This window comes from Micromonospora gifhornensis, from assembly GCF_016863515.1.
GTDB classification, from domain to species: domain Bacteria; phylum Actinomycetota; class Actinomycetes; order Mycobacteriales; family Micromonosporaceae; genus Micromonospora; species Micromonospora gifhornensis.
This window is the reverse complement of the sequence record NZ_BOPA01000010.1, coordinates 202,853-218,564: the sequence shown is the minus strand read 5'-3', so window position 1 is coordinate 218,564 and position 15,712 is coordinate 202,853. Positions and strand designations below refer to the sequence as shown.

Below are 15,712 nucleotides of genomic sequence, written 5' to 3'. Positions count from 1 at the left end.
CGGCCTGCGTCGTACTGTGTGCGGATGCGGGCGGACTACTCATCTGGCACTGCCAGCAGCCCCTGGGCGGTCGTCGTCACGGTCCTGATCGGCTGCTGGGCGGTCGGGGTCACCGTCGTGTCGCAGACCGGCGGGTGGGCCGTCGACCAGGTGCTGTTGATCACCGCGCTGGATCGGTTGGCGCTGCTCTGGCCGTTGGTGAGCCTGTTCACCGTCGTCGCGATCGGCACGGCCGCCCTGCCGCTGGCGATGGTGCCCCGCTCGGCGACGATCCGGAGCGCTGGTCGGGTGTGGCTGGCCGGGGCGCTGACGCTTGGCGTACTCGGGCTGTTGCGGGCGATCCCCCCGGTGCACCACGAGGCGTACCTTGCCGCGCTGGCCGTCACGGCCACCCTGCTGGCGCTGGTCGCCAGGTGGGTGTCGAGCCGGCTGACCGGGGCCGACCGGTGGCCGGCACCGGCGCGGCCCCGCAGCCTGCGGCCATCGGTGGCGACCTGGCTGGCTCTGGCCGCCGGGCTGGCCCTGCTGGTGCCGTGGGTCTGGCTGGGCGCGCTCGGTGGTCTGCTGGAAACCGTGGTCGCCGGGCTGGCCGCAGCGGCCGTCGGGGCGCTGGCGGCGGCGTTGCTCGATGCCCGGTTCTGGGACCACTTCACCGGTGGCCAGCCGCCCCGGCCAGCTCGACTGGTCCTGCTGGGTGGGCTGGTCGCGGGGGTGGTGCTGCTGCTGGTCGGTGCCGGCACCGGCCAGTCCGGTGCCCAGTTGCCGCTGCTGGTGGCGCTGCCACCGGTGGGCTTCGCGCTGGCCGCGCTGCACGCGCTGACCCGTCGACACCCCCGGACCGCGGGCCGCACCTCCACCGTCTGGCTGGTCGGGCTCACCGTGTTCGGTCCGCTGGCGTTCACCGACCCGGAGGAGATCAGCCTGCTGCTCGCCACCACCCGGGACGTGCCGTTCTGGGTGGCGGTCGCGACAGGTGTCGGGCTCCTCGTCGCGCTGGTGCTGGCCATCGCGTACGGCCTGCTGCTGGCCCGTCCGGCGGCACGCCCGCCCCGCCCCGCACTGGCCGGGCTGACCACGCTGGTCCTGCTGGTCGCGGTCGGTGCGATCGGTGTCGGGGTCGGTCAGCCCGGCCTGCACGGCGAGCGGCTCTTCGTGCTGCTGCGCGAGCAGGCGGATCTCGCCGACCTGCCGACCGGGACGGGTAAGGCGGGCCGCGACGCCCGCGCCGAGCAGGTCTACCGGCGACTGGTCGCCACCGCCGAACGCACCCAGGCCGAGTTGCGTCGCGACCTGCGCCGGCTGCGACTGGAACACCGGCCGTACTACCTGGTCAACGCGATCGAGGTGGACGGTGGACCGGCGGTACGGGCCTGGCTGTCCCGCCGGCCCGAGGTGGCTCGGGTGCTGGTCAGCCAGCGGCTGCGCCCGTTGCCCTCACCCGCCGCGCCGGCGGTCGGTCACGCACCGGCGCCGGACGGCCCGCCCTGGAACATCACCATGATCGGCGCGGACCGGGTCTGGTCCGAGCTTGGCGTCACCGGGGCCGGGGTGACCGTGGGCAGTTCCGACTCCGGGGTGGACGGGCGGCATCCGACGCTTGTCGAGAACTTCCGGGGCGGCGACGATTCCTGGTTCGATCCGTGGAACGGCACCCGTACGCCGACCGACCGCAGCGGGCACGGCACCCACACGGTGGGCAGCGCGGTCGGCCGGGGCGGCATAGGCGTCGCGCCGGGGGCGAACTGGGTGGGCTGCGTCAACCTCGACCGCAATCTCGGCAATCCGGCCTCCTACCTCGACTGCCTTCAGTTCATGCTGGCGCCCTTCCCGCCCGGCGGTGACCCGTTCACCGACGGCCGACCGGCCCGCGCACCGGAGATCCTGACCAACTCGTGGGGCTGCCCGCCGATCGAGGGCTGTGATCCGCAAGCGCTACGACCGGCCACGGACGCGCTGGAGGCGGCGGGAATCCTGGTCGTCGCGGCGGCCGGCAACAGCGGACCGCTCTGCGATTCGGTACAGGACCCGCCCGCACCGTACCCGGACGTGCTCACCGTCGGCGCGGTGGACCAGCGGCGTCAGGTCGCCGCCTTCTCCTCCCGGGGCCCGGCGCCCGGCGGGGTGGCCAAACCGGACCTGATGGCTCCGGGAGCGGACGTGCTCTCCGCGATGCCCGGCGGCGGGTACGCCACCCTCGACGGCACCTCCATGGCCACCCCCCAGGTGGCGGGCGTGGTTGCGCTGATGTGGTCGGCCGATCCCGACCTGGTCGGGGACCTCGATCGGACCCGGCAACTGCTGCGCGCCACGGCCACCGCCGTCCCGACCGGTACCGATTCGGCGGAGCGGACCGACGCCTGCGGTGGTACGCGCAACGTGATCGGCGCCGGCCTGGTCGACGCGTACGCGGCCGTACGCGCCGCCCGCGGCTGACCTCACGCAATGTGAGCAGATCTCGTCAAGGGGTCACAAACGGTCCGTGAACTGCTATCTTGCAGGCTCATGCACGGTCATTCACCCGGCGCTCCCCTGGCGCCGTCGGTTGCCCGGTGGCGCGGCATGGCGCTGCTGGTCCTGCTGGGCGTGCCCGCCCTCGTCGTGGCCCTGTGCTGTGGAGCGATCCAGGTGGTCACCAAGTCCAGCGTCGACGATCCGTTGAGTGTCCGAGGCGGCATCAGCACCTCACCATGAGCGGGTCTGACACCGGATCGGCGATGATCTAGGGTCGGCAGCCATGGATGCCGAGACGACCGTCACCGAGTTGACCCTCGAACGGGCTCCCGAGGTGGTGCGACTGTGTCGACGGGCGCTCGACCTGCCGGAGGACGCGACCGAGGCCGAGCCACTCGTGACGACGCTCTGGGTACGCGCCGAGGCCGACCGGACGGTGCGAGTGTTCGGGGCGTACCGGGCCGGTGAGTTGATCGGCGTACTGATCTGTTCGTTGGCCGACGGCGACGGCCGCGCGGGGCACGTGGACCTGGTGGCCGTGGAGCCACGCCAGCGGCGTCAGGGCGTCGGCCGGGCACTGCTCGGGCACGCCGAGCAGGCGCTTGCCGAACTGGGCGCGGTCGAGGTGCTTCTCGCCGGCAACCCGCCGCACTACGCCTGGCCCGGGGTGGACGTCAGGTACACCCCGGCGGTCTGCCTGGCCCTCGCACTCGGCTACACGCAGGACCGCACGGCCTGGAACATGACCGTCGACCTGTCGTACGACGGGTCACCGGCGCTGCGCTCCACGGAGGCCGCCGAGACCCGCCTCGCCGGGCAGGGGGTGACCGTACGCCGTGCCGAGCCTGCCGACCTGCCGGCGCTCGCCGCCTTCTCCCGGGCCACCTTCGGCGGCTCCTGGGACGCCGAACTGGCCGGCTCGCTCGGACGCCCGGACGCCGGCTGCCACCTGGCCGAACGCGACGGCGAGCTACTCGGCTTCGCCGCCTACGGGTCGGCGCGGCCGAGTTGGTTCGGGCCGATGGGTACGGCACCCGCAGCCGAGGGATCCGGCATCGGCGGCGTCCTGCTGCGGCGCTGCCTGGCCGACCAGCGGGCCGCCGGGATCGAGACCGCACAGATCGGCTGGGTCGGTCCGGTGCCGTTCTATTCACGCAGTGCGGGAGCCCGGATCGAGCGGGTCTTCTTCCTGTATCGCCGGAGCCTCGACTCGGCGTAACCGGGCGAAGGGTGCATAGCCTCCGATAGCGCCGTTCGCCCGCCCGGGTCATCGACGCCCCTTACCGTTCGGTATAGAGGAGGCAGCCATGACCACGGACGACGATCAGGCCTCGGAGGCGTTGCCTGCCGGCTGGGCCCCGGTCCACGACCTGCCGGGCACACTGCCGATCAACCGGCTGGATTACGGCGACGCCGAGCAGCTGGCGGAGATGACCGGAACGACCGAAGCACCCGAGGAACCACTCATCCTGGTGGACGAGCCGGTGCCACACCGTCCGCCGTACGACCGGGCGCAGAAGCGGCGCAACCAGCGCCCCGTGCCCCGATAGGGAAGTCGCCCCGACAGGAAAAGGGCGGACCGCTGACGCGGCCCGCCCTTTCAGGTTGAAGCTGGACTCAGAAGTCCATCTCCCCGCCACCCGGGCCAGCCGGGGCGGCCGGGGTCTTCTCCGGCTTGTCCGCCACCACGGCCTCGGTGGTGAGGAACAGCGCGGCGATCGACGCGGCGTTCTGCAGCGCTGAACGGGTCACCTTGGCCGGGTCGATGATGCCCGCGGCCAGCAGGTCGACGTACTCGCCGCTCGCGGCGTTGAGGCCGTGACCCGCGTCGAGGTTGCGAACCCGCTCCACCACGACGCCGCCCTCGAGGCCGGCGTTGACGGCGATCTGCCGCAGCGGGGCGTCCAGCGCGATCTTGACGATCTGCGCGCCGGTCGCCTCGTCGCCGGTCAGGTCCAGCTTGTCGAAGGCGGTCTTGCCGGCCTGCACCAGCGCGACGCCACCACCCGGGACGATGCCCTCCTCGACAGCGGCCTTGGCGTTGCGCACCGCGTCCTCGATGCGGTGCTTGCGCTCCTTGAGCTCGACCTCGGTGGCCGCGCCGACCTTGATCACCGCAACACCGCCGGCCAGCTTGGCCAGACGCTCCTGCAGCTTCTCCCGGTCGTAGTCGGAGTCGCTCTTGTCGATCTCGGCCCGGATCTGGTTCACCCGGCCCTGGATCTGCTCGGCGTCACCGGCACCGTCGACGATGGTGGTCTCGTCCTTGGTCACCACGACCTTGCGGGCGCGGCCCAGCATGTCGAGACCGGCGGCGTCCAGCTTGAGGCCGACCTCCTCGCTGATGACCTGACCACCGGTGAGGATGGCGATGTCGGTCAGCATGGCCTTGCGGCGGTCACCGAAGCCCGGCGCCTTGACGGCGACCGACTTGAAGGTGCCCCGGACCTTGTTGACCACCAGGGTGGCCAGGGCCTCGCCCTCCAGGTCCTCGGCGATGATCAGCAGCGGCTTGCCGCCCTGCATGACCTTCTCCAGGATCGGGAGCAGGTCCTTGACCGACGAGATCTTGCTGTTGGCGATCAGGATGTACGGGTCGTCGAAGACGGCCTCCATACGCTCCGGGTCGGTCATGAAGTAGGCCGAGATGTAGCCCTTGTCGAAGCGCATACCCTCGGTGAGCTCCAGCTCCAGCCCGAAGGTGTTGCTCTCCTCGACGGTGATGACGCCTTCCTTGCCGACCTTGTCCATCGCCTCGGCGATGATCTCGCCGACGGTGTTGTCACCGGCGGAGATGGAGGCGGTGGAGGCGATCTGCTCCTTGGTCTCAACGTCCTTGGCGAGCTTCAGCAGCTCCTCCGAGACGCTGGCCACGGCGGCCTCGATGCCCCGCTTCAGGGCCATCGGGTTGGCGCCGGCGGCCACGTTGCGCAGACCCTCGCGCACGAGAGCCTGGGCCAGGACGGTCGCCGTCGTCGTGCCGTCACCGGCCACGTCGTCGGTCTTCTTGGCGACCTCCTTGACCAGCTCAGCGCCGATCTTCTCGTACGGGTCCTCGAGTTCGATCTCCTTGGCGATGCTCACACCATCGTTGGTGATGGTGGGGGCACCCCACTTCTTCTCGAGCACCACGTTGCGGCCCTTGGGGCCGAGGGTCACCTTCACGGCGTCGGCGAGCTGGTTCATGCCCCGCTCGAGGCCGCGGCGCGCCTCTTCGTCGAACGCGATCATCTTGGCCATACGGCGTTGTCCTCCTGGACACTCACGGGCCACCCGAGTGTGTGCCCCGGATGAACCGTCTGGTGTACGCACCTTGGGACGTCGCCACCTGGCGACGACGACGTCTCCTCGGCCGGGCCGGATAGCCCGCGACGACCGGCCACATGCCTCACCCGCGGTTATGCCACGAGCGCGGCCGTAGCCCCACCGTCCCGACCAGTTGGCACTCACACTACGCGAGTGCCAATGACTTGTTTAGCACTCTCCCCTGCCGAGTGCAAGCACGATGGCCCGGTTCAGCCGAGTTCGGCAGCCAGTCGCCCACTGTTCACCGGACCCTCGTGGGCCCGCTGTTCGGCGTACGTGACCACCAGCCCGACCAGCTGGGCCAGATGTGCCGGCAGTCCCACCAGCGCCGCCCCGACGATCACCAGGACCGCGCCGACGGCGGTGTCCACGGCTTCGAGCGGCGCGGTGCCGAACGGCATGAGCACGACCCCCTCCACCACGCCGGCGACGAACCCGATGGCGATCACCACGCCGGCCGTCAACGCCACCCGGCCGAGCAGCAGCCCCAGCCGGTCGCGCAGCATCCGGTGCGAGCGGCCGAACGGATCGTGGCGCTCGAAGAGGTAGACCGGTCCGGCCATGGCCAGCGCGAAGCCCGCGTAGACACCGGGCAGGAAGCAGAGGCAGAAGCCGAGGGTCACGATCAGGCCGATGAGCAGCGTCCAGCCCCAGAGGCCGAACGCCCGGCGCACGCCGTAGCCGAATGCGCCCCCGAGGCTGACCTGTGCACCGGCTGCCTGGCGGGCGATCACCCACGTGCCGGCGGCCCACCCGACACACTGCACCAGACCGAAGATCAGACCCCCGGCGACCAGCACACCCATCCACTTCGCCAGGTCGACACCGAAGTTGGCGGGCAGGGCCGCAGAGTCGGCGGCGATCTCTGCCTCCCACCGGGCCGACGGGTCGAAGATCAGCCCGAGCACCGACAGCGCCGCCGCCGGCAGCACCTGGGTCAGCACGACGATCGGCAGCAGCAGGCTCCAGCCCCGGCGCACCGCACCCCAGCAGCGGCTGAACCAACCATTGATACCCGCACCGGGCGGAGTGACCAGGGCGTCGGCGGGATCGAGCCCGTACGCCGCCGGGTCGTACCAGCCGTGGAAGGGCTGGCCGGGATAGACCGGCACCGGCTGTTGAGGATTGCCGACCAGCGGAGCCGGCTGGCCGGGATAGGCGGGATATCCGCCCCAGAGCGGCGGGTTACCCGGCGAACCGCCCGGCGGCGGACCGTACCCGCCCGGCGGCGGGGCTACAGGCGGACCGTACCCGCCAGGTGGCGAGCCGTACCCGCCCGGCGGCGGGGCTACCGGCGGGCCGTAGTCGCCGGGTGGCGGGCCGTACCCGGCTGGCGGTGCGGCAGCGGGCGGGCCGTATTCACCAGGCGGCGTCGCGGAGGCCGGGCCGTACCCCTGCGGCGGAGGTGACGGCGGACCCGCGGTGGCCGGATCTCGTTGCGGCGAGGCAGGTGCCGTCGGGTCGGTGGGCTGCCAACTGGAAGCACCGACGGACGGGGCCGATTCGTCTGGTGACGAATTCGGTGGACCTGCCGGGGGTGGCTGGTCGGACATGAACCCTCCTCAGCGACAGCTGGTTCCGGCTCACGATCTTCCCTTGTGAGGTATCCGCACCGCAGCCCCCCTCCGGCCGCGACCACGCCACCCGTACCGACGGTCTGCCGGCGTGGGTGGAACGCACTCAGGCGATGAGGCGTACCCGCTCGGCCTGGGGGCCCTTCTGGCCCTGGGCGATCTCGAACTCCACCCGCTGGCCGTCGTCCAGCGCCTTGTAGCCGTCCATCTCGATCGCGGAGAAGTGGACGAACACGTCCTGCCCGCCGTCGACGGCGATGAAGCCGTAGCCCTTCTCGGCGTTGAACCACTTCACGGTGCCCTGTGCCACGGTGTTGTCCTCACTCTGCGCGGCGTTCCCCTACCTCCGGGCCGGGCCGGCGGCACGCCGGACGGCCCGAAACTCACCGTCTTCGGCAGTCATCGACGACCACGGAATAGGGTGACCGAAATCGCACGGTACACGAGGCGTGACGGCGGCGCACGACCACAAATCGGACATATTCTGACCAGCGACATCGTCGCTCGTCATTGTGATAGGTATGCGACATGATCAGCGCCCCGGGCGATGAGGCCCCGCTGCGGGCCGAGGTACGGCGGGTCCGACCGACGGACGCCGCCCGGATGCGCGCGCTGCGTCTGGAGATGCTCGCCGACGCGCCGTTGGCCTTCCTGGAGACGCTCGCCGAGGCCGCCGCCCGCCCGCACGCGGAGTACGCGGCCCGGATCCGTCAGACCTCGACCGGCGCCACGAATGCCCAGTTCGTCGCCGATCCGGGCGGCCGCCTGGTCGGCCACATCGGCGGTGTCGCCCACCCCACCGAGCGTGGGGTCACCCTGATCTACGCGGTCTACGTGACCCCGACGTGGCGCGGCACCGGCCTGCTCGCGGACCTGATTGCGGCGGTGGCAGCCTGGTCCCGAGCGCAACGGCGCGACGACCTGATGCTCGAAGTGGTGGTCGGCAACGACCGCGCCTACCGGGCGTACCAGCGACTGGGCTTCGTCGACACCGGCCTACGCGTCCCGCACCCCGTCATCCCCACCCTCCGCGAACTACAGATGCGCCGCCCCGCCTGACCACCACACCCACCGCACCCCACCCCACCCGGCATCGCCGGACGCAGCCCAACCCGGCAGGGGTTCCGGGGCAGCCCGACCCGCGCAGGGATCAAGCCTGACCGCCCGGAGCGGGTCGGGCTGCCCCGGAACCCCCCACCGCAACCACTACGACGAATGCCGGCGACTCTGCACGATCCGGAACCGGTTCGCCACGTAGGCCCCGTCGGTCAACGCCGCATTGGCCGCCGCGTTCGCCCCGCTGCCATGGAAGTCGGAGAACGCCGCCGACTGGTTCACGAAGACCCCGCCGGTGAGGTTGGCCGACAGGTGCACCCCGACCTCGATCGCGGCGTTCTCGGTGGCGGCGAGCACCGACTCGTCGGTGGAGTAGACCGCCGCGGTGAGGGCGCCCTTCTCCCCCACCGTCGAGCGCAGGATCTCCAGGCTGTGTGCGGTGGAGTCGGTTGCGATGGCGAAGGAGATCGGCCCGAACCACTCCCGCGAGTAGGTCGCGGTGTCGCCCGCGTCCAGCTTGACGATCGCCGGCGTACGCACGACGGCGCCGGGGTAGGCCGGGTGCTCGACGGTACGGGACTCCAGCACCGGCTCGCCGACCTTGGTGACCTCGTCCAGCCGCTCCAGTACGCCGTCGTTGACGATCGCGCCGGTCAGCTCGACACCCCGGGCGGGGTCGGCGGTCAGCTTGCCGACGGCGGCGGCGATGCCGGCGGCCACCTCGTCGAAGCTCTTGTGCCCCTGGTCGGTGTCGATCCCGTCCCGGGGGATGAGGATGTTCTGCGAGGTGGTGCACATCTGGCCGCTGTAGAGCACGAGGGTGAAGCCGAGATTGCGGCACATGCCGACGAAGTCGTCGGTGGAGTCGATGACGACCGTGTTGAGGCCGGCCTTCTCCGTGTAGACGGCGGCCTGCCGGGCGTTGGCTTCGAGCCAGTCGCCGTACTCGGTGGAACCGGTGAAGTCGACGATCTTGACGGCCGGGTGCAGGGCCAGCGTGGTGGCCAGCTTCTCGTCGGCGGCCTCCGGGGCGAGCAGCACCAGGTTCGGGTCGAAGCCGGCCTCGGCGAGCACCTCGCGGGCGTACCGCACGGTGATGGCCAGCGGCAGCACGGCCCGCGGGTGCGGCTTGACGACCACCGGGTTGCCGGTGACCAGGGAGGCGAACAGGCCCGGGTACGAGTTCCAGGTCGGGAAGGTGTTGCAGCCGATGACCAGGCCGACGCCGCGGGGCACGACGTGGAAGGTCTTGGTCATCCGCAGCGGGTCGCCCTTGCCGGCGGCCTTCTCCCAGCCGGCGGTGCCCGGGTGCCGGGTCATCTCGGCGTAGGAGTAGGCGATCGCCTCCAGGGCCCGGTCGAGGGCGTGCGCGCCACCGGCCTGGAAGGCCATCACGAACGCCTGACCGCTGGTGAACTGCACCGCGTTGGCCAGCTCGAAGACGTGCTTGTGCAGCCGGGCCAGGATCTCCAGGCAGACGCCCGCCCGGGTCTGCGGACCGGCGTCGCGCCAGGCGGGCAGCGCGGCGGACGCGGCGGCGACCAGCTGGTCGGCGGTGGCGTGCGGGTAGGTCACGTTCAGCTCGACGCCGAACGGGCTGGTCTCGGTGGCGATCCACTTGCCGTCGGTGGGCTGGTCGAGCGGGAAGTTCCCGCCCAGGTACGCCTCGAAGGCGGCCTTGCCGTCGGCCGCCGCGGTCTCGCCGTACACCCGGGGGCTCGGTGATTCCGGGTAGGCGGACCAGTACCCGCGCTCCGTGATCGCGGTCAGCGCGCGGTTGAGAGTTTCGGCGTGCCTGTCGTAGTGGGGGTGCGGGGTGTCCGTCATGCCCGCCATCATGCAACAGGAAGCCCCGCGATCAGTAGAGGGCTGTCACAAACTCAGAGGGTCAACTGCCAGTCCGCGGCGCTTTCGGCCACCCGGTAGCCGAGCTGTTCGTTGATGTTGACCATGTGGTCGTTGACCGCCGCGTTCCAGGTGTCGATCACTCGCAGCTCCGGTTCCTGCGCCAGCACCTGACGCAGGTTCTCGATCTTCACCAGCAGGCCGAGGCGGTGCCCACGGTGTGCCGGGTCGACGATTGTGATCTCCTGCGAGGCGTACCAGTTCGTGAACGGGCCGGTCTGGATCATCGTCCAGGCGACCAGCCGCCCGGTCTGCTCGTGCACCGCCCCCAGGTGGTAGCGCCGCCGACCGCGCAGCGCCTGGAACCGCTCGATCTCGCGGATCCGCGCGGCGTCCACCCGCTCCGCCTCCATGGCGAGATCGCCGGTAGGGGCGTCGACGAGCAGCCGGGCCTCCAGCCGGGCCACGTCGGCCACGTACTCCTCCGGGGCCGCACCCCGCCACGCCACCGTGCGGTAGCCGGCCGCCCGGGACCGGGCCTGCTCGTGCAGCGCGGTGAGCGCGGCCTCGTCCAGCCCTGTGGTGACCAGCCGGCGGCGCACCATCGGCAGGGCGGCCTGCGCGCCGACCGCCGCCGCGAACGCCGCACCGGGCGGCTGCCGGTCCTCTCCCGGCGGCACCCCGTCGACCTCTGCGATCAGGTGTTTGCGGCCGTGCCCGAGGGCCACCTCCCGGGCGTGGGCGAGCAGGGCACGGCCCACCCCGCGCCGCCGGTGAGCCGGGTCGACGAAGAGTTCGACGAGGACGGTGCTGGTGTTGTCCAACTGCGGCAGGCGTAGCCACAGATATCCGACGGCCTCGCCGCCCCGTCGGGCCAACGCGCGATGGATCAGATTGCCGTACGGCGGATGGGCCGCCACCAGGCCGAACTCTGCGCGGTCACCGGCCGGCACGTCAGGCGTGTCGACCACCTGGGCCGCCACGCGGATCCGGTACGCGTCGTCCAGCGCCGCCTCGTCGGAGGGGTCGAACGGGGCTACCGCGATATCCATGGCCGCGAGCCTGCCCGCCGCCGCCCGGCCCCGCCACCGGTTTTCCGTCACACCGTCAGCTGCCAGTTGCTCCACCTGTCCCGCACCTGGAAGCCGAGTTGCTCATTGATCGCGATCATGTGCTCGTTGCTGTCCGCGTTGAAGGTGTCGATGGCCTGGACGGCCGGCTCGTGGGCGAGCAGGTGCCGCAGGTTTTCGATCTTGGCGAGCAGGCCGAGTCGATGCCCACGGTGCTCGGGGTCCACGATGGTGATCTGCTGGAAGGCGTGCCAGCCGGTGGATGCGCCGACGTCCAGCAACGTCCACGCGACAAGCCGCCCGGTCGCCTGATGGCGTACGCCCGCGTGGTAGCGCCGCCGGCCGCGGGCCGCCAGCGCCCGGTCGGTGCCGCGCACCCGCTCGGCGTCGATCTGCTCCGGCTCCCAGGCGAGATCACCCATCGGCGCGTCAGCAAGCAACCGACCGTCCAGGTACGCCACGTCGGCGAGGTACTCCTGCGGCGTACCGCCCTGCCAGAACAGCAGCTCGTACCCGGCCGTCCGGGCCCGCGCCTCGGCCAGCAGCGCGTCGAGCCGCGCCTGGTCGAGGTGGCGGGTGTCGAGTCGCCGCCGCACGTCGACCAGGGCGTCCGTCGCGCCGACGGTGGTCGCGAAGGCGGTTGCCGGCGAGGGGCGGTCCGGCTGGCCGGGCAGGTGCGCGGCGCTCATCGTGCTCACCCGCACGCGTCCCCGCTCGCGCAGCACGTCGAGGCCCCGGTCGAGCAGCGCGCGCCCCACCCCCCGGCGACGGTACGCCGGATGCACGACCAGATCGGCGGAGGCGTTCTCGGTGTTGTCCAACTGCGGCAGGTCGAGCAGCAGATAGCCGACGGGCGCACCGTCTAGGTGGGCCAGCAGGTGCACCGCCACGTCGCCGGGCATCGGGTGCCGGATCATGCCGAAGAACCGTTGCCGGCAGCTGGGCAGGTCGGGCACGTCCACCGCCCAGGCGGCGGTGTCGATCTCGTACGCCTGCTCGATGGCGGTGTCGTCGCCGGCACCGAAGGGCGCGATGGTGAGGGTCATGTCGGCAGCCTGCGTGAGGGAAAGACGAACGGGCCAGCGAATTTCTCGCTGGCCCGTTCGGACGTTGGTCGGGAGGGTCGATCGCACAACGCCTCCGGCGTTGGGTCGTACAGACTGAAAGTCTACGGCGATACGCCCTCCCGCACGGAGCATCTTCCGCTGTGCGGTTCTTGCCGTCAAGTCCTCGTCGGCGTGTTTTCCGCATTTCTGAAGAAACGTGAATCCACTTCGATCACCGGCGATCCCGCTCGATCATTTACCGCTGGTCACAGCATTTCCGCTGATCATGTGCCCGATGGTCAACTCAGCCGAGCAGGCCGGCATCGCGGGCGGCCCGCAACGACGGCTTGATCCGATGGGTCGGCCCCACCTCGCCGGCCACCGCGTCGAGGGTCTTGAGCCCTTCGCCGGTGTTGAACACCACCGTCTCGGCGGTCGGATCCAACCGGCCGGACTCGACCAGCTTGCGCAGCACCGCCACGGTCACGCCACCGGCCGTCTCGGCGAAAACCCCTGTGGTACGCGCCAACAGCCGCACTCCGGCGCGGATCTCGTCGTCGTCGGCGTACTCCATCCAGCCGCCGGTGCGACGTACCGCCTCCAGCGCGTACAGACCGGCGGCCGGGTCGCCGATGTTGAGCGACTTGGCGATGCCGGTCGGCTTGACCGGAGTGATGACGTCGCTGTCGGCGTGCAGGGCGGTGGCGATCGGGTTGCAGCCGGCCGACTGCGCGCCGAACACCTTCCAACCGCCCGCGGGCGCCTCGACCAGCCCGATCTCGACCAGTTCGGTGAATGCCTTGTCAATCTTGGTGAGCAGTTCACCGGAGGCCATCGGGACGACCACCTGGGCGGGAATCCGCCAACCGAGTTGTTCGGCCACCTCGTAGCCGAGCGTCTTGGAACCCTCCGCGTAGTACGGCCGGACATTGACGTTGACGAAGGCGGTGTCCTCGAACTCGTCGGTCTCCACCAGTTCACCGCAGAGCCGGTTCACGTCGTCGTAGGAGCCGTCGATGGCGACCAGTTCGCCGCCGTAGACGGCGGTGGTCACCACCTTGCCCTGTTCCAGGTCGCTGGGGATGAAGACCACCGAGGGGACGCCGACCCGGGCCGCGTGCGCGGCGACCGAGTTGGCCAGGTTGCCGGTGGAGGCGCAGGCGAACCGGGAGAAGCCGAGCGCCCGGGCGGCGGTCAGCGCCACCGACACCACGCGGTCCTTGAACGAGTGGGTGGGGTTGGCGCTGTCGTCCTTGACCCACAGCGGGGCGGTGATGCCCAACTCGGCGGCGAGCCGGTCGGCGGCGACAAGTGGGGTGAACCCCGGTTCCAGGGTGACCCGGGTGGTCGGGTCCTGACCGGCGGGCAGCAGGGCGGCGTACCGCCAGATGTTGCGCGGCCCGGCCTCGATCTGCTCCCGGGTGACGGCGGCGAGGGCAGCCGGGTCGTAGTCGACCTCCAGCGGGCCGAAACACTCGTAACAGGCGTGCTGGGCGGCGAGGGGGTAGCGGGCCGAACAGGCGCGACAGACCAGAGCGCGGGCCGGGCTGGTGGCGGTGTTGATGCCGGAGGGGGCGAGCGTCGACGTCATGTCGAAGTCCTCTCATCTTTCCCCGCATCGCACTCTGCGGCGGGGACGGAATTGGCACCTGCCCCGCCGGACGCTCAACGATGAGCGCGCGAGGTGGTTGCCGGGGCGTCGTCGGGCCGTATCCCTCAGCCCCTCTGGATGAGGTATGCAGTTGTGCTGCCGATTCTAGGCAGTAGCGCCGCCGCCGTCGCCTGGCTGTCCCAGCTTGTGAGCGAAATCGCCGATTGGTCCGCAGGTCACGCTCATTCCTGGATCGAGTGGCATCAGTGCCGCCGAAGCACCACCCGATCCAGGTCCGAGCATGATCGCGACTCTCGCGAGGGAGGGTCAGGCCGGCACGGAGCTGCGCGCGTCGGCGTCGAGAGCGAGTTGCCGCCCGCCGCGCTGCCCGAACAGGTTGTCCAGCGCCCAGCTTCCCGGGCCGAGGATCGCGACAAGCAGGAACGACCAGCAGAACAACACGGACAACTCGCCCTGGTTGCGCATCGGCAGCAGCGCCTCGGGCTGGTGGACCATGAAGTACGCGTACGCCATCGAGCCCGAAGCCAGCAGCGCGGCGGGACGGGTGAGGAGGCCGACAAGCACCAGCGCACCACAGAGCGCCTGGATCAGTGCGGCCCACCAGCCCGGCCACTGGCCGAGCGGCACAGGTTCACCGCTGCCCCGGTTACCACCGAAAATGCCGAACAACGAGGCCAGGCCGTGACAGAGAAACAGCAGGCCGACAACCATGCGGAACAGGGACAGTGCCGGCCCGCCGAACCGGTCGATACGCATTCGGATACCTCCGTAGTAGATCCGATGAGGGGATCCAGAATGCGAGATGTATAGATAGTTGTCGATGCAATCTCTGACTGTGGGAACGCTCCCAGACCATGCTAGCGGCTGAAACTTCCGGGCGCTGTCCCATCACTCAGCGTCCAACCGGTTCGCGGAAGGCTCGCGCCACGGGAATCCCCTTACCGGGGCAGGTGTGCTCCTCGATCACGAATCCGGGACGTCAGGACCACGCGTGGTATCGGGCGATGTGACGATGTCCCGATGCGCGGGACACGTATGACATCTCCAGCAACGACCGCCCGGCGCCGGACCCGGCCGTATCGCCGCCCGGTCGGGGCGCTCGCGACGCTGGCCCTGCTCGTCGGGTGCGCCCCGACCCCCGACGCCGACGACAGCACCGCCGGCGCGACCGACACCCCACCACCGGTCGCCACCCCGTCGACGGGTACGCCGCCGACCGCCGACACCGCCGCACCAGGCCCCTGTCCGGCCGAGGGCGTACGGATCAGCTCCCTCGGGGTGAGCGCGGCCATGGGCCTGCGGGCGATGAGCCTGGAACTGGTCAACTGCGGCAGCCACCCGTACCGCCTGCACGGCTACCCGCAGCTACGGCTGCTGGACAGCGACGACAACCTGATCAGAGTCCGGGTCATCGCCGGAGCCGCAGAGATCACTTCGGGCTTCGACGACCCGCCCCGGCCCCTGACGCTGGCGCCCGGAGAAGCCGCGGGCGCGGCAGTGCTCTGGCGCAACCTGGTCGACGACCCGAGCGTGGTCGCCACCAATGCGCAGCGGCTGGAGGTCGCCCCGGCGGAGGGAGAGCCGACGCAGGAGGTCGCCGTCGAGGGGCCGATCGACCTCGGCAACACCAACCGGGTCGGCGTGAGCGCCTGGAAGAAGCAGCCCCCCACCTCGGCGCTGCCGCCCGCCACACCCCTCGCCCCGAGCACGGTCCCACCGCAGCACTGACCCGCCGCGAGGTCCTGGTGCGAC

At 70.9% G+C, this 15,712-nt stretch carries 14 protein-coding genes and 1 riboswitch; of the genes, 6 read left to right on the top strand and 8 right to left on the bottom strand.

Annotated features, from left to right (window positions below):
• The first annotated feature begins 24 nt into the window (after positions 1–24).
• From Vgi01_RS05520 to Vgi01_RS05510, 4 genes are all read left to right on the top strand, one after another.
• Positions 25–2,433: a S8 family serine peptidase gene (locus tag Vgi01_RS05520; protein WP_204290337.1), complete on the top strand. Its 2,409-nt coding sequence runs from the start codon at positions 25–27 to the stop codon at positions 2,431–2,433.
• 126 nt (positions 2,434–2,559) lie between these two features.
• On the top strand, positions 2,560–2,691 hold the full coding sequence (locus tag Vgi01_RS31100) for a hypothetical protein (RefSeq protein WP_275409870.1): 132 nt from the start codon (positions 2,560–2,562) through the stop codon (positions 2,689–2,691).
• 43 nt (positions 2,692–2,734) lie between these two features.
• Entirely contained in the window at positions 2,735–3,670 is a 936-nt protein-coding gene (locus Vgi01_RS05515) for a GNAT family N-acetyltransferase (protein WP_204290336.1), read from the top strand.
• 88 nt (positions 3,671–3,758) lie between these two features.
• Positions 3,759–4,001: a hypothetical protein gene (locus Vgi01_RS05510; RefSeq protein ID WP_233196934.1), complete on the top strand. Its 243-nt coding sequence runs from the start codon at positions 3,759–3,761 to the stop codon at positions 3,999–4,001.
• A 67-nt stretch (positions 4,002–4,068) separates the two neighbouring features.
• Here Vgi01_RS05510 and groL read toward each other — a convergent pair whose 3' ends face one another.
• The 3 genes from groL to Vgi01_RS05495 form a co-directional block, all read right to left on the bottom strand.
• Positions 4,069–5,691, bottom strand: coding sequence for a chaperonin GroEL (gene groL / locus Vgi01_RS05505; protein WP_102659469.1), 1,623 nt, complete (start codon positions 5,689–5,691; stop codon positions 4,069–4,071).
• A gap of 275 nt (positions 5,692–5,966) precedes the next feature.
• Positions 5,967–7,310: a hypothetical protein gene (locus Vgi01_RS05500; protein WP_204290335.1), complete on the bottom strand. Its 1,344-nt coding sequence runs from the start codon at positions 7,308–7,310 to the stop codon at positions 5,967–5,969.
• Between the two features lie 127 nt (positions 7,311–7,437).
• Complete coding sequence (locus Vgi01_RS05495) at positions 7,438–7,641, bottom strand: cold-shock protein (protein WP_018787966.1); 204 nt, start codon at positions 7,639–7,641, stop codon at positions 7,438–7,440.
• Positions 7,642–7,859: 218 nt separating this feature from the next.
• Between Vgi01_RS05495 and Vgi01_RS05490 the strand changes: the two genes are divergently transcribed.
• Positions 7,860–8,390, top strand: coding sequence for a GNAT family N-acetyltransferase (locus Vgi01_RS05490; protein WP_102659471.1), 531 nt, complete (start codon positions 7,860–7,862; stop codon positions 8,388–8,390).
• A 147-nt stretch (positions 8,391–8,537) separates the two neighbouring features.
• On the opposite strand, the gene paaN is transcribed toward Vgi01_RS05490, so the two are convergent.
• The 5 genes from paaN to Vgi01_RS05465 all read right to left on the bottom strand — a co-directional run bounded on the left by paaN (position 8,538) and on the right by Vgi01_RS05465 (position 14,716).
• Positions 8,538–10,214 (bottom strand): phenylacetic acid degradation protein PaaN, encoded by a 1,677-nt coding sequence (paaN, locus tag Vgi01_RS05485; protein WP_204290334.1) that lies wholly within the window; start codon positions 10,212–10,214, stop codon positions 8,538–8,540.
• A gap of 53 nt (positions 10,215–10,267) precedes the next feature.
• Entirely contained in the window at positions 10,268–11,284 is a 1,017-nt protein-coding gene (locus Vgi01_RS05480; protein WP_204290333.1) for a GNAT family N-acetyltransferase, read from the bottom strand.
• A 47-nt stretch (positions 11,285–11,331) separates the two neighbouring features.
• The gene (locus Vgi01_RS05475; RefSeq protein ID WP_204290332.1) at positions 11,332–12,348 is read right to left on the bottom strand and encodes a GNAT family N-acetyltransferase; all 1,017 of its coding nucleotides are present in this window, start codon (positions 12,346–12,348) and stop codon (positions 11,332–11,334) included.
• A gap of 304 nt (positions 12,349–12,652) precedes the next feature.
• Positions 12,653–13,939 (bottom strand): threonine synthase, encoded by a 1,287-nt coding sequence (thrC, locus tag Vgi01_RS05470; protein WP_013736177.1) that lies wholly within the window; start codon positions 13,937–13,939, stop codon positions 12,653–12,655.
• A gap of 9 nt (positions 13,940–13,948) precedes the next feature.
• Positions 13,949–14,084, bottom strand: a riboswitch (SAM riboswitch).
• Positions 14,085–14,266: 182 nt separating this feature from the next.
• Entirely contained in the window at positions 14,267–14,716 is a 450-nt protein-coding gene (locus Vgi01_RS05465; RefSeq protein WP_204290331.1) for a DoxX family protein, read from the bottom strand.
• A gap of 264 nt (positions 14,717–14,980) precedes the next feature.
• On the opposite strand from Vgi01_RS05465, the gene Vgi01_RS05460 reads away from it, so the two are divergent.
• Entirely contained in the window at positions 14,981–15,688 is a 708-nt protein-coding gene (locus Vgi01_RS05460) for a DUF4232 domain-containing protein (RefSeq protein WP_204290330.1), read from the top strand.
• Positions 15,689–15,712: the final 24 nt, after the last annotated feature.